Annotated in this window: 17 protein-coding genes and 1 tRNA gene; 11 read left to right on the forward strand and 7 right to left on the reverse strand. The window is 72.7% G+C overall.

The features are described from left to right. Positions 1-13: 13 nt before the first annotated feature. Together ettA and ACFXGA_RS04225 are read right to left on the reverse strand one after the other, a co-directional pair. Positions 14-1,690: an energy-dependent translational throttle protein EttA gene (gene ettA / locus ACFXGA_RS04220; protein WP_378084240.1), complete on the reverse strand. Its 1,677-nt coding sequence runs from the start codon at positions 1,688-1,690 to the stop codon at positions 14-16. 778 nt (positions 1,691-2,468) lie between these two features. After that, positions 2,469-3,200, reverse strand: coding sequence for a single-stranded DNA-binding protein (locus ACFXGA_RS04225; RefSeq protein ID WP_378084242.1), 732 nt, complete (start codon positions 3,198-3,200; stop codon positions 2,469-2,471). A gap of 163 nt (positions 3,201-3,363) precedes the next feature. On the opposite strand from ACFXGA_RS04225, the gene ACFXGA_RS04230 reads away from it, so the two are divergent. The 3 genes from ACFXGA_RS04230 to ACFXGA_RS04240 are packed head-to-tail and all read left to right on the forward strand — an operon-like array spanning position 3,364 to position 5,739. Then, the gene (locus ACFXGA_RS04230) at positions 3,364-3,981 is read left to right on the forward strand and encodes a TetR/AcrR family transcriptional regulator (RefSeq protein WP_378084244.1); all 618 of its coding nucleotides are present in this window, start codon (positions 3,364-3,366) and stop codon (positions 3,979-3,981) included. Between the two features lie 10 nt (positions 3,982-3,991). Then, positions 3,992-4,921 carry an ATP-binding cassette domain-containing protein gene (locus tag ACFXGA_RS04235; protein ID WP_378084246.1) on the forward strand — a complete coding sequence of 310 codons (930 nt, stop codon included), beginning with the start codon at positions 3,992-3,994 and terminating at the stop codon, positions 4,919-4,921. Between the two features lie 14 nt (positions 4,922-4,935). Beyond that, entirely contained in the window at positions 4,936-5,739 is an 804-nt protein-coding gene (locus tag ACFXGA_RS04240) for an ABC transporter permease (RefSeq protein WP_378084248.1), read from the forward strand. A gap of 3 nt (positions 5,740-5,742) precedes the next feature. On the opposite strand, the gene ACFXGA_RS04245 is transcribed toward ACFXGA_RS04240, so the two are convergent. Next, entirely contained in the window at positions 5,743-7,695 is a 1,953-nt protein-coding gene (locus ACFXGA_RS04245; protein WP_378084250.1) for a cytochrome c oxidase assembly protein, read from the reverse strand. A 79-nt stretch (positions 7,696-7,774) separates the two neighbouring features. Here ACFXGA_RS04245 and ACFXGA_RS04250 point away from each other — a divergent pair, with 79 nt between their 5' ends. Then, positions 7,775-8,347, forward strand: a complete 573-nt coding sequence (locus ACFXGA_RS04250) for a DUF3558 family protein (RefSeq protein WP_378084252.1) — start codon at positions 7,775-7,777, stop codon at positions 8,345-8,347. Here the strand turns inward: ACFXGA_RS04250 and ACFXGA_RS04255 are convergent. Next, positions 8,313-9,500 carry an MFS transporter gene (locus ACFXGA_RS04255; RefSeq protein ID WP_378084254.1) on the reverse strand — a complete coding sequence of 396 codons (1,188 nt, stop codon included), beginning with the start codon at positions 9,498-9,500 and terminating at the stop codon, positions 8,313-8,315. The two genes, ACFXGA_RS04250 and ACFXGA_RS04255, sit on opposite strands and share 35 nt — an antisense overlap. Positions 9,501-9,562: 62 nt before the next feature. On the opposite strand from ACFXGA_RS04255, the gene ACFXGA_RS04260 reads away from it, so the two are divergent. From ACFXGA_RS04260 to ACFXGA_RS04275, 4 genes are all read left to right on the forward strand, one after another. Next, positions 9,563-10,618 (forward strand): LacI family DNA-binding transcriptional regulator, encoded by a 1,056-nt coding sequence (locus ACFXGA_RS04260; RefSeq protein WP_378084255.1) that lies wholly within the window; start codon positions 9,563-9,565, stop codon positions 10,616-10,618. Positions 10,619-10,743: 125 nt separating this feature from the next. Further along, positions 10,744-10,816 (forward strand) — tRNA-Arg (locus tag ACFXGA_RS04265). A gap of 270 nt (positions 10,817-11,086) precedes the next feature. Continuing rightward, positions 11,087-11,410 (forward strand): YciI family protein, encoded by a 324-nt coding sequence (locus ACFXGA_RS04270; RefSeq protein ID WP_378084257.1) that lies wholly within the window; start codon positions 11,087-11,089, stop codon positions 11,408-11,410. Further along, on the forward strand, positions 11,407-12,633 hold the full coding sequence (locus ACFXGA_RS04275) for an RNA polymerase sigma factor (protein ID WP_378084259.1): 1,227 nt from the start codon (positions 11,407-11,409) through the stop codon (positions 12,631-12,633). Before ACFXGA_RS04270 ends, ACFXGA_RS04275 begins: the two co-directional genes overlap by 4 nt. Before the next feature lie 5 nt (positions 12,634-12,638). Here ACFXGA_RS04275 and ACFXGA_RS04280 read toward each other — a convergent pair whose 3' ends face one another. Continuing rightward, the gene (locus tag ACFXGA_RS04280) at positions 12,639-13,913 is read right to left on the reverse strand and encodes a hypothetical protein (RefSeq protein ID WP_378084260.1); all 1,275 of its coding nucleotides are present in this window, start codon (positions 13,911-13,913) and stop codon (positions 12,639-12,641) included. Positions 13,914-14,143: 230 nt separating this feature from the next. Next, a complete protein-coding gene (locus ACFXGA_RS04285) occupies positions 14,144-14,935 on the reverse strand; it encodes an SAM-dependent methyltransferase (RefSeq protein WP_378084262.1) in 792 nt (263 codons plus the stop codon). Between the two features lie 168 nt (positions 14,936-15,103). Between ACFXGA_RS04285 and ACFXGA_RS04290 the strand changes: the two genes are divergently transcribed. Beyond that, positions 15,104-15,733, forward strand: a complete 630-nt coding sequence (locus tag ACFXGA_RS04290) for a hypothetical protein (protein WP_378084264.1) — start codon at positions 15,104-15,106, stop codon at positions 15,731-15,733. A gap of 9 nt (positions 15,734-15,742) precedes the next feature. On the opposite strand, the gene ACFXGA_RS04295 is transcribed toward ACFXGA_RS04290, so the two are convergent. Continuing rightward, on the reverse strand, positions 15,743-17,329 hold the full coding sequence (locus tag ACFXGA_RS04295) for an amidohydrolase (protein ID WP_378084266.1): 1,587 nt from the start codon (positions 17,327-17,329) through the stop codon (positions 15,743-15,745). Between the two features lie 73 nt (positions 17,330-17,402). Between ACFXGA_RS04295 and ACFXGA_RS04300 the strand changes: the two genes are divergently transcribed. Both ACFXGA_RS04300 and ACFXGA_RS04305 read left to right on the forward strand, forming a co-directional pair. Continuing rightward, the gene (locus ACFXGA_RS04300) at positions 17,403-18,350 is read left to right on the forward strand and encodes a methionyl-tRNA formyltransferase (RefSeq protein ID WP_378084267.1); all 948 of its coding nucleotides are present in this window, start codon (positions 17,403-17,405) and stop codon (positions 18,348-18,350) included. Between the two features lie 108 nt (positions 18,351-18,458). After that, complete coding sequence (locus ACFXGA_RS04305; protein WP_378084269.1) at positions 18,459-19,121, forward strand: HNH endonuclease family protein; 663 nt, start codon at positions 18,459-18,461, stop codon at positions 19,119-19,121. Positions 19,122-19,230 lie beyond the last annotated feature (109 nt).

Here is a 19,230-nt window from a genome sequence, read left to right on the forward strand (position 1 = left end):
AGGTACCCGGCTCTCAGTCCCGTGTGAGCTTGCGGTAGGTCACGCGGTGCGGCCTGGCCGCCTCCGCGCCGAGGCGCTCGATCTTGTTCTTCTCGTAGCCCTCGAAGTTGCCCTCGAACCAATACCACTGCGACGGGTTCTCGTCCGAACCCTCCCACGCGAGGATGTGCGTGGCCACGCGGTCGAGGAACCACCGGTCGTGCGAGATGACCACGGCGCAGCCGGGGAACTGCTCCAGCGCGTTCTCCAGCGAGCCGAGTGTCTCGACGTCCAGGTCGTTCGTCGGCTCGTCCAGCAGGATCAGGTTGCCGCCCTGCTTGAGCGTCAGCGCCAGGTTGAGCCGGTTGCGCTCGCCACCGGACAGCACGCCCGCCGGTTTCTGCTGGTCCGGGCCCTTGAAGCCGAACGCGCTGACGTACGCCCGCGACGGCATCTCGACGTTGCCGACGTGGATGTGGTCCAGGCCGTCGGAGACGACCTCCCACACGTTCTTCTTCGGGTCGATGCCCGCGCGGTTCTGGTCGACGTACGACAGCTTGACGGTCTCGCCGATGCGGACGGTGCCCGCGTCCGGCTCCTCCAGGCCGACGATGGTCTTGAACAGCGTCGTCTTGCCGACGCCGTTCGGACCGATGACGCCGACGATGCCGTTGCGCGGGAGGCTGAACGACAGGCCGTCGATCAGCACCCGGTCGCCGAAGCCCTTCTTGAGGTTCTCCACCTCGACCACGACGTTGCCCAGGCGCGGGCCCGGCGGGATCTGGATCTCCTCGAAGTCGAGCTTGCGGGTCTTCTCCGCCTCCGCGGCCATCTCCTCGTAGCGGCCGAGGCGGGCCTTGGACTTGGCCTGGCGGGCCTTCGCGCCCGACCGGACCCACTCCAGCTCGTCCTTGAGCCGCTTCTGCAGCTTCTGGTCCTTCTTGCCCTGGACCGCCAGCCGCTCGGCCTTCTTCTCCAGGTAGGTCGAGTAGTTGCCCTCGTACGGGTGGGCCCGGCCGCGGTCCAGCTCCAGGATCCACTCGGCGAGGTTGTCGAGGAAGTACCGGTCGTGGGTGACGGCCAGGACCGCGCCCTGGTACTGCGCCAGGTGCTGCTCCAGCCACAGGACGCTCTCCGCGTCCAGGTGGTTGGTGGGCTCGTCGAGCAGCAGCAGGTCCGGCTTGCTCAGCAGCAGCTTGCACAGGGCGACCCGGCGGCGCTCACCACCGGAGAGCGTCTTCACGTCCGCGTCCGGCGGCGGGCAGCGCAGGGCGTCCATCGCCTGCTCCAGCTGGGAGTCGAGGTCCCACGCGTTCGCGTGGTCCAGCTCCTCCTGGAGCTGGCCCATCTCCTCCATCAGCTCGTCGGAGTAGTCGACGGCCATCTTCTCGGCGATCTCGTTGAAGCGGTCGAGCTTCACCTTGATGTCGCCGAGCCCTTCCTGGACGTTGCCCAGGACGGTCTTCTCCTCGTTCAGGGGCGGCTCCTGCTGGAGGATGCCCACCGTGTAGCCCGGCGAGAGGAACGCCTCGCCGTTGCCCGGCGTGTCCAGGCCGGCCATGATCTTCAGCACGCTCGACTTGCCGGCGCCGTTCGGACCGACAACGCCGATCTTCGCACCGGGGAGGAACATGATGGTGACGTCATCCAGGATGACTTTGTCCCCGTGCGCCTTGCGCACCTTCTTCATGGTGTAGACGTACTCGGCCATGCCCGCGATCGTAGAGCGGTGCCGATCGGGCCCGAACCTCGGACGCCGGCAACGGACGTGGGCACAACGCAGAGTTAACGCGAACGTGGGTCACCCACAGACGTAACACAACCCCTGGGCATGCCTGGCGCGACCCTGCGACCAGCGACTCCGACCCCATGCGCGAACTCGGTGCGCTGTCAACCCCCGATGCCTGCGTGCGGACCCGGCCCTGGCGCCGGCCCGACGACCTCCCTCCTCCACGCTCACAACGGCGACGACTGCCCGCGCATTGTCTCCGCCGATCGGGCCGCCGGGAGCCCTTGTAGCTCGATCGGCCCAGAGCGGCACTTCGGACACTGCCTTCGGACGCCCCGCGTCGCCCGGGAAGACCAACGCCGACTCGTCCACTTCCCCACGACGCCACCACACGCGCCGGCCACCACACGCCACGTCCCGGTCGGGCGTTCCGACGGGGACTCCGGCAGCCGCGCCGCGAGCAACCGGGTCGGCTGCCGGCACGGCGTCCGCCACCGCCCGGCACGCCCCGCCTGCTCCGACCCGCCGTCCGCAGGCGGTACGGAGCTGGGCGACGGGCGTCGTGCGAGCGACGCCTCGGCCGGGCCGGATGGCCTCCGCGCCCCGGACAGCCGGTCACTCGACCGGCACAGCGGCTCCGCGGAAGCCGCCGCGTGCGGGCGAGTGCCGCCGACACCGACCGGCGGACCTGCTCGGCGGGCGGTGTCAGGGGTGTCGGGGGGGTGAAAGCGGGGTCGGGAGGGTGACGGGGGCGGTCGGCTCAGAACGGCACCTCGGCCACCTCCCTTGGTCGGTCCGCCGCCGCGCGGTCGACTTTCGAGCGGGCCGCCGGCACGCGGTCGGCGTTCGGCCGGTCTGCCGCCGCGCGGTCGACCTTCGACCGGGCCGCCACCGCGCGGTCGGCGTTCGGCCGCGCCGCCGCCGCATGGTCGACTTTCGAGCGGGCCGCAGGGACGCGGTCGGCGTTCGAGCGGGCCGCCGCCGCGCGGTCGGCGTTCGAGCGGGCCGCCGGCACGGGGTCGGCCGCCGGGCGGTCCACCTCCCCCATGACGATCAGCGGCAGGTCGTCCGCCTTGCGGGGAGCGGCGATCTCCGGCGCGGCCCGCGCCTCGACGGCGTCCGGTGTGTGCCTCGTCCGCGTGGGCACGGCTGTGCACAGGGCCAGGTTGTGGCCGATCGCGGTGGCCTCGATCTCGACGAGCGGGCGCACCGCGCCCTCGTACTCGACCTCCTTGATCGTCAAACGCCCGGTGACCACGACCGGGTCGCCCTTGTTCAACGACGCGTGCGCGTTGTCCGCGAGCATCCGCCAGCACGACACCGACAGGAACATCCGCGCGCCGTCCTCCCAGGTCCGCTGTTCGGCGTCCCAGACGCGCTCGGCGGTGAACAGCCGGAACTTCGCCCGGCTGAACCCGGTGCCGACGGTGCTGCGGGTGACCGCGCTCGCGACGTTGCCGCACACGGTGACCCGGGACTCGTTGTAGGCCATGTCCGCCTCCTCGTGGTGATCGCCTGGGACCAGGTTGCCGGGCGGTCCGGATCGTGGACAGGGGCGGTTCCGGATCTGTGGACAACTCGTGAGACATGCATAATCGACATGAGTGAGCGCTCACTCGTTGACATGAGTGAGGACTCACTCCTATGCTCGGACCATGCCCGAGGACACCACCCAACGCCGTCGACGCGCGCCGGCGATGAGCCCCGAGGACCGTCGCGAGGCGATCGTCACCGCCACCGTCCCGCTGCTGTTCGAGCACGGCGCGAACGTGACGACCAGCCAGATCGCCAAGGCGGCGGGCATCGCGGAGGGCACCGTCTTCCGGGCGTTCAAGGACAAGCGCGAGCTGATCCACACCTGCGTGCGCAGCGTGCTCGCGGTGGACTCCGAGCTGGAGTTCCTGGAGCAGGCGAAACAGGCCGACACCCTGGCCCGCCGCCTGTCCTGGGCCATCAGCGCCGTCTCCGGCTACCTGGACCGGATGTGGAAGTTGATGAGCGTGCTCCGGGACTCCGGCTACGACCCGCACGACGGGCACGACACCAAGCGCGAGCACAAGGGACCGCCGGTCGAGATGCAACGCATCACCGAGCACGTCGCCGCGCTGTTCGGCCCGGACGACGACCTCCGCGTCGACCCGTCCCTCGCCGCAGGCCTGCTGCTCGGGCTCGTGTTCACCAACCGCATGCAGGGCAACGGCTTCAGCGACGTCACCGCCGACGCGGACCAGCTCGTCGAGCTGTTCCTGCACGGCGTGCTCAAAGAGAACTGAGGGGGAACGAGTGGCAGACCTGATGATCGAGGCGACCGACGTCGGCAAGGCGTTCGGCGCGCAGAAGGCGCTCGACGGCGTGAGCGTCGCCGTGCCGAAGGGCACCGTGCTCGGCCTGCTCGGCCACAACGGCGCGGGCAAGACCACGCTGGTCAACGTGCTCACCACGATGCTCCCGCCGGACTCCGGCCACGCGCGGGTGGCCGGGTTCGACGTGGTCGCGCAGGCGCACCAGGTGCGCAGCCGGATCGGCCTGACCGGCCAGTTCGCCGCCGTGGACGAGCAGTTGTCCGGCCTGGACAACCTGGTCCTGATCGCCCGCCTGCTCGGCGCGAGCCCGCGCGAGGCCAGGACCAGGGGCTCGGAGCTGCTGGAGCTGTTCGGCCTGGCGGACGCGGCGAAGCGGCCGTCCCGCACCTACTCCGGCGGCATGCGACGACGCCTCGACCTGGCCGCGAGCCTCGTCGGGCACCCCGAGGTGATCTTCCTGGACGAGCCGACCACGGGCCTGGACCCGGCCAGCCGGCTGGGCCTCTGGGAGATCGTGGAGGGCCTGGTCACCGACGGCACCACGGTCCTGCTCACCACCCAGTACCTGGACGAGGCCGACCGCCTGGCCGACTCGATCACGGTGCTCGCGCAGGGCAAGGTCGTCGCCGCGGGCACCAGCGCCGAGCTGAAGGCCCAGGTGGGCCGGCGCACGGTCACCGTGACGCTGGCGGACGTCTCGGACGTCCCCAAGGCCGCCGGGGCCCTGGAACGCGCGGGCCTGCACCCCGTCCCGGCGCGGAACACGCTGACCGCGCCCGTCACGTCCTCGCGCGAGATCGCCGTCGTGGTCCGCGCGCTGGACGAGGTCGGCCTGGAGGCCACCGAGCTGGCCCTGGGCGAGCCGACCCTGGACGACGTCTACCTCACCCTCGCGCAGCACGCGGCCTGAACAGGAGCCACCCCATGACGACCCTCACCGCCGCGCCCCGCTGGCGCGGCACCGACTTCGGCACGCAGGTGCTCGTGCTGACCCAGCGCTCGCTGCGCACACTGGTCAACGACCCGCGCATGATCGTGTTCAGCATCCTCCAGCCGCTGATCATGCTGACCCTGTTCAGCCAGATCTTCGCCGGCATCGCCAACACCCCCGGCTTCCCGCAGGGCGTGGCCTACATCGACTTCCTGATGCCCGCGATCCTGGTCAACACCGCCATGCAGTCGGCGTTGCAGGCGGGCGTGGGCCTGGTCACCGACATGAAGAACGGCGTGCTGGCCCGGTTCCGCTCGCTGCCCATCCGGCCGGGCTCGGTCCTGGTCGCGCGGAGCCTGTCCGACCTGGTCCGCTCGGCCGCCCAACTGCTGCTGATGCTGGTGTTCGCGGTCGCGGTGTTCGGCTACGCGCCCGCGGGCGGCGTGACCGGCACGGTGGCGGCGCTCGCCCTGGCCCTGGCCGTCGGCTGGGGTCTGGGCTGGATCTTCCTGGCCATCGCCGCGTGGCTGCGCAACGCCGAGCTGATGCAGACCGTCGGCTTCCTGGCGATGTTCCCGCTGATGTTCGCCTCCAGCGCGTACGTGCCGATCACCGGCCTGCCCGGGTGGCTCCAGGCGATCGCGAACGTCAACCCGTTGACGTTCGCGGTGGACGCGGCGCGGTCCCTGGCACTCGCCCAGCCCGTGACGGGCGTGGTCGGCGCGCTGGTGACGAGCGCCGTGCTGGCCGCCGCAGGGTGGGCCGTGGCGGTGCAGGGGTTCAAGCGGCCGCTGTAGTCCTCACTCCTTGCCGGACATCTTGCGCAGCATCGCGTTGTACGCGGCGAGGTCCGCGTCGCCGTCCGCGTCCGCCCGCCGGTCCGCCCGGCGGGCCTCGCGGCTGTCCGACCGGGCCCACTGCACCAGCAGCGCGACCATCACCACGATGAGCGGCAGCTCGCCGGCCGCCCACGCGATGCCGCCGCCGAGCCGCTGGTCCTCCAGCTGCGACGTCACCCACGGCAGGCCCAGCGAGCGGTAGAAGTTGTCGCCGATCACCGTCTGCGAGCTCATCAGCACGATGCCGAAGAACGCGTGGAACGGGATCGAGGCGAACAGCAGGCCGAGCCGGCCCAGCGGCGGCAGCCGGTTCGGCGACGGGTCGATGCCGATCACCGGCCAGTAGAAGACGTAGCCGACCAGGATGAAGTGGGCGTTCATCAGCAGGTGCGCCCAGTGGTAGTCGAGCGCCGAGTCGAACAGGCCGGAGAAGTACAGGCCGTAGAACGAGCCCACGAACAGCGCCAACGCCACGAACGGGTTGGTCAGCACCTTCGCCACCGGCGAGTGGACGAACGCCAGCAGCCACTCCCGCGGCCCCGGCGGGTTGTCCTTGCCCGCGGTGGGCAGGGCCCGCATCGCCAACGTCACCGGACCGCCCAGCACCAGCAGGATCGGCGCGAGCATGGACAGCAGCATGTGCGCTTCCATGTGCACGCTGAACATCGCGGGCGCGTACCGGCCGACCCCGGACGACGTGGCGAACACCACGGTCAGGCACCCCGCGACCCACGCCACCGTGCGACCGACGGGCCACTTGTCGCCGCGCTTGCGCAGCCGCCGCACGCCCAGCAGGTACAACACGCCCAGCGCGATGAAGATCGAGCCGAAGACCAGGTCGAACCGCCAGTCGAACAGCAGCCGCCCCAGCGTCGGCTCGCCGTACAGGTCGTAGCCGATGCGCAGCTCGACCGTGCTCGGCAGGGCGCGGCCCTCGACCGGCGGCGGCGTGCGGCTCAACGCGGCGGCCAGGCCCAGCGTGAGGAACATCAGCAGCACCTCGACGCCCGCGAGCTTCACCAGCGAACGCCCGGAGCCGGTGGCCACGACCTCCTTCACGCCCTTCTCGCGCTGGAACCAGCCCACGACGCCCAGCACCACGAGCGCGACCGTCTTGCCGACCACCAGCAGGCCGTAGTCGCTGCCGAACACCTGGTCCAGCGGCAGCCGCACCCAGGCGTTGACCACGCCGGACACCGCCATGACCAGCCAGCACACCAGCGCCAGCTTGGAGAACCGCGACGTCGCGAGCCCCAGGTGGTCGCCGCCCCGCCGGCCGTGCGCGAGCAGCGCGATCAGCCCGCCGACCCACAACGCCGCGCCGACCAGGTGGAACAGCAGGCTGTTCGTGGCCACGTCGTGCGAGCCGCCGCCCGACGAGTGCCCCGTCACGGCCACCGGCATCAGCGCGAACACCGACAGGAAGAACAGCGGCACGGTCCAGCCCCACGACAGCACCAGCCGGCAGCCCAACGCCAGCAGCGCCACGACCACCGCCGTGATCATCCACGCCTTCGCCTGCTCCACCAGCCCCGCGACCTGGAACAGCACCGACGGCTCCAGCAGGGCCGTCACCGGCTGCCCCAACGCGTCGGCCACCGTGAACGGCACCGCCAGCACCGCGCCCGCCGTCCACACCAACGCCGCCCAGCCCGCCGTGCGCAGGGCCGCGTAGCCGTCCGCCGCCAGCGTGCCGCTCCCCTGCGGGGGGACCAGGAACGCCGCCAGCAGCAGCGCGCCGACCGTCACCACGGCGGCGGCCTCGGTCACCACGCGCACCACGATGAGCCCGGACGCGTCGGCCCCGACGAGCACGAGCAACCCCGCCGCGACCAGCGCGGCTATCGTCGTGCCGACGAGGAGCAGGGGGACGAGACCGGTCCGCCGGGTGCGGGAAGGCGCTTCAGTGGGCACGTCACGAGCGTAGGCGGCGCGACCGCACCCTCACCAACCGCCGGACGTGCGCAGATCACACCCACTACCGTTGCGGGACGTGACCGGTACCCGCGCGCTGCCCGCAGTGGCCCTCGCCGTGCTCCTGTCGTCCGGGTGCAGCTACTCCGTCAACGGCGACGCGCTGCCCGAGGCCGGGGTCACGCCCGCGACCACCACCTCCGCCGGGTCGGGCGCCGCGCCGAAGATCGCCAAGCCGCGCACGGTCGTCGGCGTCGAGCCGTGCTCGCTGCTCAGCAAGGACGACCTGAAGTCGATCGGGCCGTTCAAGAAGGAACCCGCGCGCAAGGACGACGTGATCCAGGAGTCGTGCCAGTACGTGCTGGACGACGGCTCGCAGGCCGGGCGCACGGTGGTCGCCGCGCTCTACCAGAAGTACGAGCAGGTGCGGACGCGGCAGGCCAAGGGGCACGAGGTGGTCGTGGACGGGCACTCGACCTGGGTGCTGTGCGAGCCGACCGGCGGCGAGACGGCGTGCACCGCGACGCTGGCCGTGAACGCCAACCGCAGCGTCCTGGTGGCGATGGCGCAGCCGTCCGGCGTGCCCGAGCAGATGCTGGCCGCGATGCAACCGCTGCTCAAGGCCGCGTTGGCGAAGCTCCCCGTCGTGTGAGCTCGCGGGCGCGGGACCGGCGCGCCAGCAGCACCGCGGGCACCATCAGCGCGATCACGAACGCCACGAAGCCCAGCGAGATCGACAGGTTGCTCACGTGCGCGAGACCGCCGACCACCGGCGGGCCGAGCAGGAAACCGGTGTAGGCGACCGTCGTCACCAGGCCGATCTCCCGTTCGCCGCCCGTGCCGTCGGCGCGCTTGCCCGCGTCGCCGGCCAGGTCCATGATCACCGGGAAGGCGAACGCCAGGCCCAGGCCGGCGAGGCCGAACCCGACGTAGCCGACCGCGGGCAACGGCACCAGCACCGCCAGCGCCAGGCCCGTCGCCGCCACCACCGCGCCCGAGGCCAGCAGCCGGTACGGGCCGAACCGGCGTTGCGCGGGCTCGCCGAGCAGGCGGGCGACGGCCATCGCGATGGAGAACCCGGCGTACGCCGCCGCGGCGGCCGCCTCACCGACACCGCGCTCGTTGACGAAGAACAGCGCCGACCAGTCCGACGCCGCGCCCTCCGCGATCGCCGAGAACAGCGTGATGGTCGCGAGCAGCCACAACAACGGCCGCTTGAGGACCGGGCGGTCGTCCCGGACGGCGCCGGGGGTCTCCCCGGTCTCGCCCGGCACGGCCCTGATCACCCACGCCATCGCGACCGCGCCGATCACCGCGACCGTGACGAGGTGGCGGGTCAGGCCCCACCCCGCGCCCGCCGCGGCCGCCGCGCCCAGCGACCCCACCAGGCCGCCGACGCTGAAACCCGCGTGGAACTGCGGCATCAGCGGCCGGTCCAGGCTGCGGGTCACGGCCACCGCGGCGACGTTCATGCCGACGTCGATCGACGCGCCGCACGAGCCGAGCGCGAACAGCACGAGCCCCAGCTGGAACGGCGTGTCGGCGAGCGTGAGCGACGGCACGGCGACCACGGTGACCGCCGCCCCGGCCAGGACCAGCTTCCGCGCGCCCACCCGGGCGCAGACGCGCGCCGCGAACGGCGCCGTCACCGCCAGGCCGACGCTCGCGCCGAACAGGGCGAGGCCGAGCGTGGCCTCGGTCGCGCCGACCTGCGCGGCCAACGCGGGCATGCGCGCGGCCCAGGACAGGAACAGCGCCCCGTTGAACAGGAACACCGCGAAGACGGCGAGGCGTGGCGTGGGCATGGTCCGAGTGTGAACTAGAGCGCTTCAGAACGTCCATCCGATTACCTGGTTACGCTCACCACGTGGACCGCCCTCGCAAACCGACGCTCGACACGGTGGCCGGCGTGGTCGGCGTGTCGCGCGCCACGGTGTCCAACGCGTACAACCGGCCGGACCAGCTCTCCGCCGCGTTGCGCGAGCGGATCCTGGAGACGGCGGCGTCCCTCGGCTACGCGGGGCCCGACCCGGTGGCGCGCAGCCTGGCGACCAGGCACAGCGCCGCCGTCGGGTTCATGCTCGGCCAGGGGCTGTCGGCGTCGTTCGCGGACCCGGCGCTGTCGATCGTGCTGGACGGGCTCGCGTCGACCGTGGACGGGCACGACCACTGCCTGGTGCTGATGCCGGGGCGGGACAAGGGCGGGCCGCGGCCGGAGACGGTGGCGCGGGCGCAGGCCGACGTCGTGGTGGCGTACTCGCTGCCGGACGACGCCCCCGCGCTGGCGGCCGTGCGGGCGCGCGGGCTGCCGATGGTCGTGATCGACCAGCCCGTGCTGCCGGACACGGCGCGCGTGGAGGTGGACGACTACGGCGGTGCGCGGCTGGCGGCGTCGTCGTTGTGGGACTCGGGGCACCGGCGGTTCGGCGTGGTGACGTTCGCGCTGCACCCGGACGGGCGCAACGGGCCGGTGACGCCCGAGCGGCTGGCGTCCACGTCGTTCCGCGTGACGCGGGACCGGCTGCACGGGTACCTCGACGTGACGGGCGCGGGCACGCCGGTCTGGGAGTGCGCGGCGAGCAGCCGTGAACTGGGCCGTGCGGGCGCGCGGGCGTTGCTCTCCGGCTCGCCCCGACCCACGGCGCTGCTGTGCGCTTCGGACGAATTGGCGTTCGGCGCGCTCCAGGCGGTGCGCGACCTCGGGCTGCGCGTGCCCGACGACGTGTCCGTCATCGGCTTCGACGACGTGCCGGCAGCCGCCCACTCGGATCCGCCGTTGACTACGGTGCGTCAACCCCTGGCCGAGAAAGGCCGTCAGGCGGGCGAACTGGCGCTCCGACTGCTGGACGGCGGCAGACCGGGCGAGCCGACCAGAGTGGCGGTAACCCTCGTCGCGCGCGACTCGACGGCCGCACAAAAGTGATCCACATCACTTTTCGGCCATCTTGATCACCCTTCCGGCGGGAACCGGAAACGCGACGAGTCTTCCGGACGATGTGTCCGGTGGGGCGGCCACACTGCTACGCCGCGTGGTCAACAGCCCCTCCAGCCTCCGTAGCTCAGTGGAGAGAGCGAGGGACTTCTAATCCCGAGGTCGCAGGTTCGAATCCTGCCGGGGGCGCAGTAGAGCACCGATGATCGACGGCTTGGGCGGCCGGCACTCCAGGACACCCCACGGGTGTGAGTGCCGGCCGTTTTGGCTGTTCAGGGGACGTTCGAGCGCCGGGGCGGCGGGCGAGCCCAAAAAATCTCGAAGAAGTTCGGGTCCGTGTTGTCGGATCGGGCCGGTCGCGTTCGTAGCAGGGGTGAGGCCGCCCGCGAGGGGCGGCGCCGAGGGTCGGGGCGCGACCATGGGGTCGACGCCCCCGACGTCCGCAGGAGGGATCCAGCGATGCAGTACCTGGTTTCGGTGATCGACGACAAGAGCAACCCCGGCCGCACGGACCGGCAGCCCGCCATCAGCGAGTTCAACGAACGGCTGATCGCCGAGGGCCACTGGGTGTTCGCGGGCGGGCTCGCGGACACCGAGGCGGCCACGGTGGTGGACAACCGGGGTGAGGAGCCGGTGTTCAGCGACGGGCCGTTCGTGGAGTCCAAGGAGTACCTCGCGGGCGTCTGGGTGTGGGAGGCCCCCGACCTGGACGTGGCGCTCAGGCTCGCCGCCGAGGCGTCCAGGGTGTGCGACCGCAAGATCGAGGTCCGGCCGTTCCGGTGAACGACGTCGAGGAGGCGGTGACCCGCGCCCACCGCGACGAGTGGGCGCGGGTGGTGGCCGCCCTCGCCAAGCGCTTCGGCGACCTGGACGTCGCCGAGGAGGCGGCGGCCGAGGCGTTCGCGACCGCGGTCGAGCGGTGGCGGGCCGACGGTGTGCCGCCCAACCCCGGCGCGTGGCTCACCACCACGGCCACCCACAAGGCGATCGACCGCATCCGGCGCGAGAGCAGGCGCGAGGACAAGCACAAGGAGGCACGGATGGCGCACGACGACGACCCGCCCGAGCCCCTCGGCGTCATCGACGACGACCGGCTCCGGCTGATCTTCACGTGCTGCCACCCGGCGTTGGCGGTGGAAGCGCGCCTCGCGCTGACGCTGCGCATGGTCGGCGGCCTGACCGTGCCCGAGATCGCCCGCGCCTTCCTGATGACCGAGGGCGCCGTCGGACAGCGGATCACCCGGGCGAAGGCCAAGATCAAGGCCGCCGGCATCCCGTACCGGGTGCCGTCCGCCGAGGACCTCCCGGCCCGCGTCGGCGGTGTGCTCGCCGTGCTGTTCCTGGTCTTCAACGAGGGCTACCTGGCCACCGGTCCCGACACCGACCCGGTGCGCCACGACCTGACCGCCGAGGCGATCCGGCTCACCCGCCTGATCCGGACCCTCCTGCCCCGGGACGGCGAAGTCGCCGGGCTGCTGGCGCTGATGCTGCTCACCGAGGCCCGCCGCACGGCCCGCGTCTCGGCCAGCGGCGAGCTGGTCGCCCTCGGCGAGCAGGACCGGGGCGCCTGGGACGCGGACCTGATCGCCGAGGGGCACCGGCTGGTGCGCGAACGCCTGGCCGCCGGGGTGGCCCCGGGCCGCTACCAGATCCTCGCCGCGATCAACGCCGTGCACACGTCCGCCCGCGACATCCGCGACACCGACTGGTCGCAGGTCCTCGCCCTCTACGACCAGCTCGTCCGCCTCGACCGCTCCCCGATCGTCGCGCTCAACCGGGCCGTCGCGGTGGCCGAGCTGGACGGCCCGGAGGTGGCGCTGGCGGCCGTGGACCGGCTCGAACCCCGGCTGGCCGGCTACCACGCCTTCCACGCCACCCGCGCCGACCTGCTGCGCCGGCTCGGCCGGGGCCGGGAGTCGCGGGCGGCCTACGACCGGGCGATCGAGCTGGCCGGCAACACGGCGGAGACCGCCTACCTGACCCGCCGCCGCGACCAACTGGGGTAGCCCGGTCACACCGGGCGGGCGGAACGGCAGCTCGCGGCCGGGCAGCCCCACGTCACGCCGGTCGAGCCGACCGTGACCAGGGCGGCGTGGACGAGGAAGCGGTCGCGCTTGGTGCGTTCGTCCAGGGCGGCGCACTGGCACGGGGCGTCGGCCTCGACCGGTTCGTCGTGCGCCAGGCCCATGTAGCCCAACGGGACGCCCAGGCCCTCGGCGATGTCGGTCAACGTCTGGTAGGACTCGACCTTCGCCCCGGACAGCACGCGGTCCACGTCGTCGTGCGGTTGGCCGGTCAGCGCGGCGATCCGGTCGCGCGGCACGCCGTGGTGGGTCAGCAGCCGGTACACCGCGGTGATGTCGCGCAACGCCAACGCCTCCCGCATCTCGTCCAGCTCCCACACGTCGGGCAGGTCGGGCCGCTCGCGCGTCGGCCGCACGGCGCGCTCCTCGACGGCCGGTCCGGGCGCGGTGGCGGCGAGCCACTCGGACCACGCCCACTCCGGTTCCGCGGCGCGGACCGCCGCGCGCGGGTCGGCGGCCGACAGCGCCACACCGCGCACGGCGTCGCGGAACCGGTGCGGCACGGCGGTCGAGTCCGGGATGCCGCACGCCGATCCGCTCAGGATCGCGGCCACCGCGCCGCTCGGTGGACCGCCCCGCCAGTACAGCTCCAGCACGTCCCCGACGACGATCCCGTCCAGCCACGCGGCCCCGCGCCACAGCGGCAGCCGGCGCAGCACGCCGCTCATCAGGTCCGCCGGCACCGGGGCGCGCGGCGCGGACTCGCGCGGGTCCAGGTCGGCGCTCAGCGCCAGGTCGACCGGCAGACCGGCGGCCACGCACCGCCGCCAGCGCTCCCGGGTGACGCCGAGCAGGCGCACCTCCCCGTCGGCCGAACGCAGGTCCAGGTGGTCGCGCCGGGGCCGCACGCGCAGGCCCGGCACGCCGCGGACCCGGTCGCCCACGACCACCGGCAGCACCTCGGCCAGCAGGTGCTCCAGCGCGGCGTCGTGCACGCGCAGGCCGAGCGACTTCGCGTCCGGCCGCACCCGGACGACCAGGGACGTCGGCCGCAGCGGGTGGCCGCGCCGCCGCATGCCGGCCATGGTGCGGTTGGCGGCCTGGAGCACCGCCGCCTCCAGCCGGCGCTGGCCCGGCGTGCGGGCGCACGGCACCGACGAACCTGGCTCGACACCCGCGTCACCGCGTTGCCTGCGCACCATGTTCGGCGTCTCTCCGGTGCACCAGTAGCGCTTGAGCAGGTGCGGGGAGCTTGTCGACACGAGAACCTCCGCGGACGCCGCCCGGTCGACGCACCGGGCTCGCGGCACCGAGCCCCGGGAACCGGCGGACATGCGGGCACGTCGCTCGAACGCGCTCTGGAGGCACCCACTCCATCCGGGTCAGGAGGAGCCTCGGTGGCAGCCGCACCTGCCAGGTCACGAAACTACAACATCGCGGATGGCCGACGGGGCATGGTCACTCGAAGGTGCGAACTCCTCGGTTTTCGCCCTCAGCGCTTGCGGCCGACGGCGGCCAGCCCGGCGAACCGCTCCGGGTGCTCGTCCACGTCCTCCGGCGAGGCGGGCCGCCACAGCGGCAGGTGCACGACGCCGGGCTCGACCAGCTCGTAGCCCTCGAACAACGCCTCGACCTCGGCCTTGGACCGCATCGTCATCGGGGTCGCGGTCCGCCGCCGGTACAGGTCGGTGTGCTCGTCGGCCTGGGCGTCCTGGCCGTCGTGGGTGGCGTGCGAGAGGACCAGGTAGCTGCCGGGCGCGACGGCGTCGCGGTAGGCGGCGATGATCTTCGCCGGGTCGTCCTGCACGAAGTGCAGCACCGCGACCATCATCACCGCGACCGGCCGGTCGAAGTCGAGCAGGTCGGTGACGGCGGCCTGGGCCAGCACGTCGTCCGGGTGGCGCAGGTCGTCCAGGACGACCGCGGTCCGGGGGTCGTCGCCGAGGATCGTGCGGCTGTACGTCACCGCGATGGGGTCGTTGTCGACGTAGACCACGCACGAGCGCGGGTCGGCGTCGCGGGCGACCTCGTGCACGTTGCCGACGGTCGGGATGCCGGAGCCGAGGTCGAGGAACTGGGTCACGCCCCGCGCCACGCAGAACTGCACGGCCCGGCGCAGGAACGCCCGGTTGGCCTGCATGATCAGCGGCAGCTCCGGCCACATCGAGATCGCCTGCTCGGCCATCTCCCGGTCGACCGCGAAGTTGTGCGCGCCGCCGAGGTAGTAGTCGTACACGCGTGCGGCGCTCGGCCTGGTGAGATCGATGTCCGGTCGCTCGGCCACGGCTCGCTCCTTCCCCCGGACGCAGCTTAGGCGCTGCGCCGGACGGCGTTCGCGCGGTGCGGGACCGATCCCGTCCGACCTGCGGATACCCCGTTCAGCGCCCGCGCTTTGTCGGACCCCGGCGGTAGAATCGAACACGAGTTCGATCGCGCGCGAGGGGAGCTTGCCGTGGAGCCGATCAGCGTCACCGCCCTGTCCTTCACCGAGTACGTCATGAGCGGCCAGCGTGGCCGGATCAGCATCGTGTCCGAGCAGCGGCGGATCTACCTGTCGTCGGAGCAGTGGGTGGCGGGCTTCTACAACCCGATGCGCGACGCCATGCGCCGGGCGGCGAACTCGCCGGACCCGGCCGCGGAGCTGGACAAGGCGGTCGAGGCGGCGCACCGGCAGCCGCGGGCCGGCCAACCGCGGGCGTACGAGGAGCTGCGGGAGGGCTTCCTGCCCTGGCTGCGGGCCACGAGGGCGACCGGCGTGCCGACGGGCGCGGCCCGGTGGCAGGCGGGCGACCTCGCGCTGCGGGTCCGGCCGCACCTCGGCCTGCGCCGGCCGGACGGGTCGCGGTCGGCGGTGCTGGTGTACGTCAAGGAGACGCCGATGACGCAGGAGGCGGCGAACGTCGGGCTGCGCATCCTCCAGCAGACCCTCGCCGACACGCTGCCGGGCGCGGAGCCGCTCGTGCTCGACGCGCGGCGCGGCCGGGCGTTCCGGATGTCGCGGCGGACGAACCTCGCGAAGCTCGACGCGTTGATCGCGGCCGAGGCGGCGGGGTACGTCGTGCACTGGCGGATGAGCGCCTGACCCGGGTGGTCACCCGGTGAAGCCGGCCGGGTCGTGGGCGAACTCGCCGCCCACGACCGTGGCCACCACGCCGATGTCGCCGATGGCGGACACGTCGCAGGTGAGCGGATCGGCGTCGAGGACGGCGAAGTCGGCGAGCCGGCCCGGCGCGATGACGCCCAGCACGTCGTCGACCCGGCAGGCGTAGGCGGCGCCGGTCGTGTAGGCGGCGATCGCGTCCCGCACCGCCACGGCCTCGTCGGGGCCGATGGACCGCCCGGTCCTCGACCGCCGCTCGACCATGAACTGGATGGCGCGCAACGGTTTCCCGTCCGCCACCGGGCGGTCCGAGCTGCCCGCCACCACGATCCCGCGGTCCAGGAACGCCTTGCCGCGGTACATCCACGGCGCGCGGTCGGGGCCCATGATCGCGGCGTAGTCGTCGCCGTACGCCCACAGGAAGGTCGGCTGGACCACCGGGATCACGTGCAGCCGCGCGATCCGGTCCAGCTGGTCGGGCCGCACCAGCCCGCAGTGCTCGATCCGGTGCCGCGCGTCCGACCGCGGCACGGCCCGCTGCGCGTCGGCCAGCGCGTCGAGCGCGAAGTCGATCGCGCGGTCGCCGATCGCGTGCACCGCGAGCTGCCACCCGGCGGCGTGCCCGTCCACGATCGCCGCCCGCATCGACTCCGGGTCGTCCTGGAGCTGGCCGGAGGTCTCCATCCCCTCGTAGGGCCTGGTCAACGCGGCCGTGCGGGCGATCATCCCGCCGTCGGTCCACAGCTTGAGCGGCCCGATGGACAGCCGGTCGCCGCCCAGGCCGGTGCGCAGGCCCAGCGGCACGGCCCGCCGGATGCCGTCGGCGGCGTGCGCGGCCACCGGTTCGAGGCGGTCCGCGGACACCATGAGCTGCACCCGGATCGGCAGCGACGCGCGCTGGTACGCCTCGACCTCCAGCGGGCTGCTGCCGATCAGGCCGCCGCCGACGCCGGCCTCGGCCGCGAGCACCACGCCTTCCCGCAGGCACTGGCGCGTCCCCGCTTCGACGTCCGCCGCGATGTCGTCCAACGAGTACGGCAACCGCAGCGCGCGCACGGCCGTCTGCGCGCCTTCGGCCAGGAACCCGGTCGGCGCACCGTTTTCGTCCCGCTGGGCCTCGCGCAACGCGGAGGCGGGCAGCTCGGCGAGCACGTCGCCGCTCACCACGCACGCGTGCCCGGAGACGTCCTGCACGTAGATTCGCGGCCCGATCGCGTCCAGGTCCCGCGCGGTCAGCGGCCGGTCGAGGGCGCGGTGGTCGTAGCCCGCCGCCTCGACCCAGCCGGAGGACCGGGCCGCGCCGCGCAGCACGTCGAGGACCTGCGCGACGGACGTGCACGGGGAGACGTCCGGGATCCGGGCCGCCCGGCCGGCCCACGCGAGGTGGTTGTGCGCGTCGATGAACCCGGGCAGCACCACCGCGCCGTCCAGGTCGACCACGCGCCGCGCGGGCAGGTCCGCCACGTCGTCGTCCACCCCGACGACCCGCCCGGCCCAGACACCGATCACCGACGCCGCCGGCCGGTCCGGGTCCATGGTCACGACCCGCCCGTTCACCACCTTGAGATCAAGGATCACCCGCCCAGGCTAGCCCAACCTAGTTAGGTTAGGGTTGGATAACTTAGGCGAGCCTATCCAAGGAGGAGCTCCCATGCGGGTCGTCATGTTCGGCTACCAGACCTGGGGCCACCGCACGCTCCAGGCCCTGCTGGACTCCGAGCACGAGGTGGTGCTGGTCGTCACGCACCCCAAGAGCGACCACGCCTACGAGCGCATCTGGAGCGACTCGGTCGCGGACCTGGCCGCCGAGCACGGCGTCGAGACGATCATCCGCAACCGGCCGGACGACGACGAGCTGTTCCAGCGCCTCAAGGAGGTCGAGCCGGACGTCATCGTCGCGACCAACTGGCGCACCTGGATCCCGCCGCACATCTTCACCCTCCCCAAGCACGGCACGCTCAACGTGCACGACTCGCTGCTGCCCGCCTACGCGGGCTTCTCGCCGCTGATCTGGGCCTTGATCAACGACGAGAAGGAGGTCGGCGTCACCGCGCACATGATGGACGAGACGCTGGACGCGGGCGACATCGTGCTCCAGCGCGCCGTCCCGGTCGGCCCGCGCGACACGACGGCCGACCTGTTCCACAAGACCCTGGAGCTGTTCGGCCCGATCACGGTGGACGGCCTGGCCGAGATCGCCAAGGGCCGCACGGACTTCACCAAGCAGGACCGCTCCAAGGCGAGCTTCTTCCACAAGCGCGCGGAGGAGGACCTGCGCATCGACTGGACGTGGGAGGCCGAGGAGCTGGACCGGCTGATCCGCGCCCAGTGCGCGCCGTACCCGAGCGCGTTCGCGTTCCACAAGGGGAAGCGGTTGGAGATCCTCGAAGCCGAGGTGTCCCAGGGGCGCTACGGCGGCACGCCCGGCCGGATCTTCTACCGCGAGGGCGACGGCGTCGCGATCGTCGCGGGCGCGCTGGCCCGCCGGGGCCGCAACCACGCGCTGCTGGTCAAGCGCGTGCGCACGGAGGACGGCCGGGAGCTGGGCGCCGCGGAGTACTTCACGCACATGGGCGGGTACCTCACGAGCCGCCCCTGAGCGAACCCGGCGTCGAACGGCCGTCGAACGCGGCTCGCGTTCGGGTTTGTCCGGGGCGATTTCGGCCCGGGTGTTCCGGTCCGGGCGATCATCGCTGATCATGGTGGCATGAGGGGCAAGCGGTCGACCACGGTTGTCAGCGGTGTCGTGATGATCCTGATGATCATCGCCGGGTGCGGGACGGACGTCCTGACCCCGGACACCTCGCCCACCGCGCCGGGGCCGTCGGACCCGCCCGCGCCCGGCGCGGACCCGGCGGCGCAGCTCGCCGCGTTGACCGTGGCGCCCGAGGGCAAGATGACGGGCTACAGCCGCGAGCGGTTCCCGCACTGGAGCAGCCAGGGCGACGGGTGCGACACGCGGGACGTGGTGTTGCAGCGGCAGGGCGCGGACGTGCAGGTCGGCGCCGGCTGCAAGATCACCGGCGGGACGTGGACCAGCGTCTACGACAACGTGGTCGTGACCAACGCGAGCGAGATCGACATCGACCACACGGTGGCGCTGGCCGAGGCGTGGCGCTCGGGCGCGGACAAGTGGACCGACGAGCAGCGCGAGAAGTTCGCCAACGACCTGGGCGGGTTGCAGCTCATCGCGGTGACGGCGAGCAGCAACCGGGCCAAGGGCGACCAGGACGCGGCGAAGTGGAAGCCGCCGGTCGAGGCGTACTGGTGCACGTACGCGCGGGCCGTGGTGTCGGTGAAGACGCTGTACTCGCTGACCGTGGACCAGGCGGAGCACGACGCGTTGAGCGCGATGCTCAAGACCTGCTGACCCGCGGCCGCCACGGCGCTACGGGCGCTACGGGCGCTACGGGCGCTACGGGCGCTACGGGCGCTACGGGCGCTACGGGCGCTACGGGCGCTACGGGCGCTACGGGCGC

The organism is Actinosynnema sp. NPDC059335 (genome assembly GCF_042752395.1).
In the GTDB taxonomy this organism is placed as follows: Bacteria; Actinomycetota; Actinomycetes; order Mycobacteriales; family Pseudonocardiaceae; genus Actinosynnema.

What these genes read in the sequence shown, in the direction of transcription:
- ettA (WP_378084240.1), bottom strand. Translation starts at nt 1,690, where the DNA reads ATGGCCGAGTACGTCTACACCATGAAGAAGGTGCGCAAGGCGCACGGG.
- ACFXGA_RS04225 (WP_378084242.1), bottom strand. Translation starts at nt 3,200, where the DNA reads ATGGCCTACAACGAGTCCCGGGTCACCGTGTGCGGCAACGTCGCGAGC.
- ACFXGA_RS04230 (WP_378084244.1), top strand. Translation starts at nt 3,364, where the DNA reads ATGCCCGAGGACACCACCCAACGCCGTCGACGCGCGCCGGCGATGAGC.
- ACFXGA_RS04240 (WP_378084248.1), top strand. Translation starts at nt 4,936, where the DNA reads ATGACGACCCTCACCGCCGCGCCCCGCTGGCGCGGCACCGACTTCGGC.
- ACFXGA_RS04255 (WP_378084254.1), bottom strand. Translation starts at nt 9,500, where the DNA reads ATGCCCACGCCACGCCTCGCCGTCTTCGCGGTGTTCCTGTTCAACGGG.
- ACFXGA_RS04270 (WP_378084257.1), top strand. Translation starts at nt 11,087, where the DNA reads ATGCAGTACCTGGTTTCGGTGATCGACGACAAGAGCAACCCCGGCCGC.
- ACFXGA_RS04300 (WP_378084267.1), top strand. Translation starts at nt 17,403, where the DNA reads ATGCGGGTCGTCATGTTCGGCTACCAGACCTGGGGCCACCGCACGCTC.
- ACFXGA_RS04305 (WP_378084269.1), top strand. Translation starts at nt 18,459, where the DNA reads ATGAGGGGCAAGCGGTCGACCACGGTTGTCAGCGGTGTCGTGATGATC.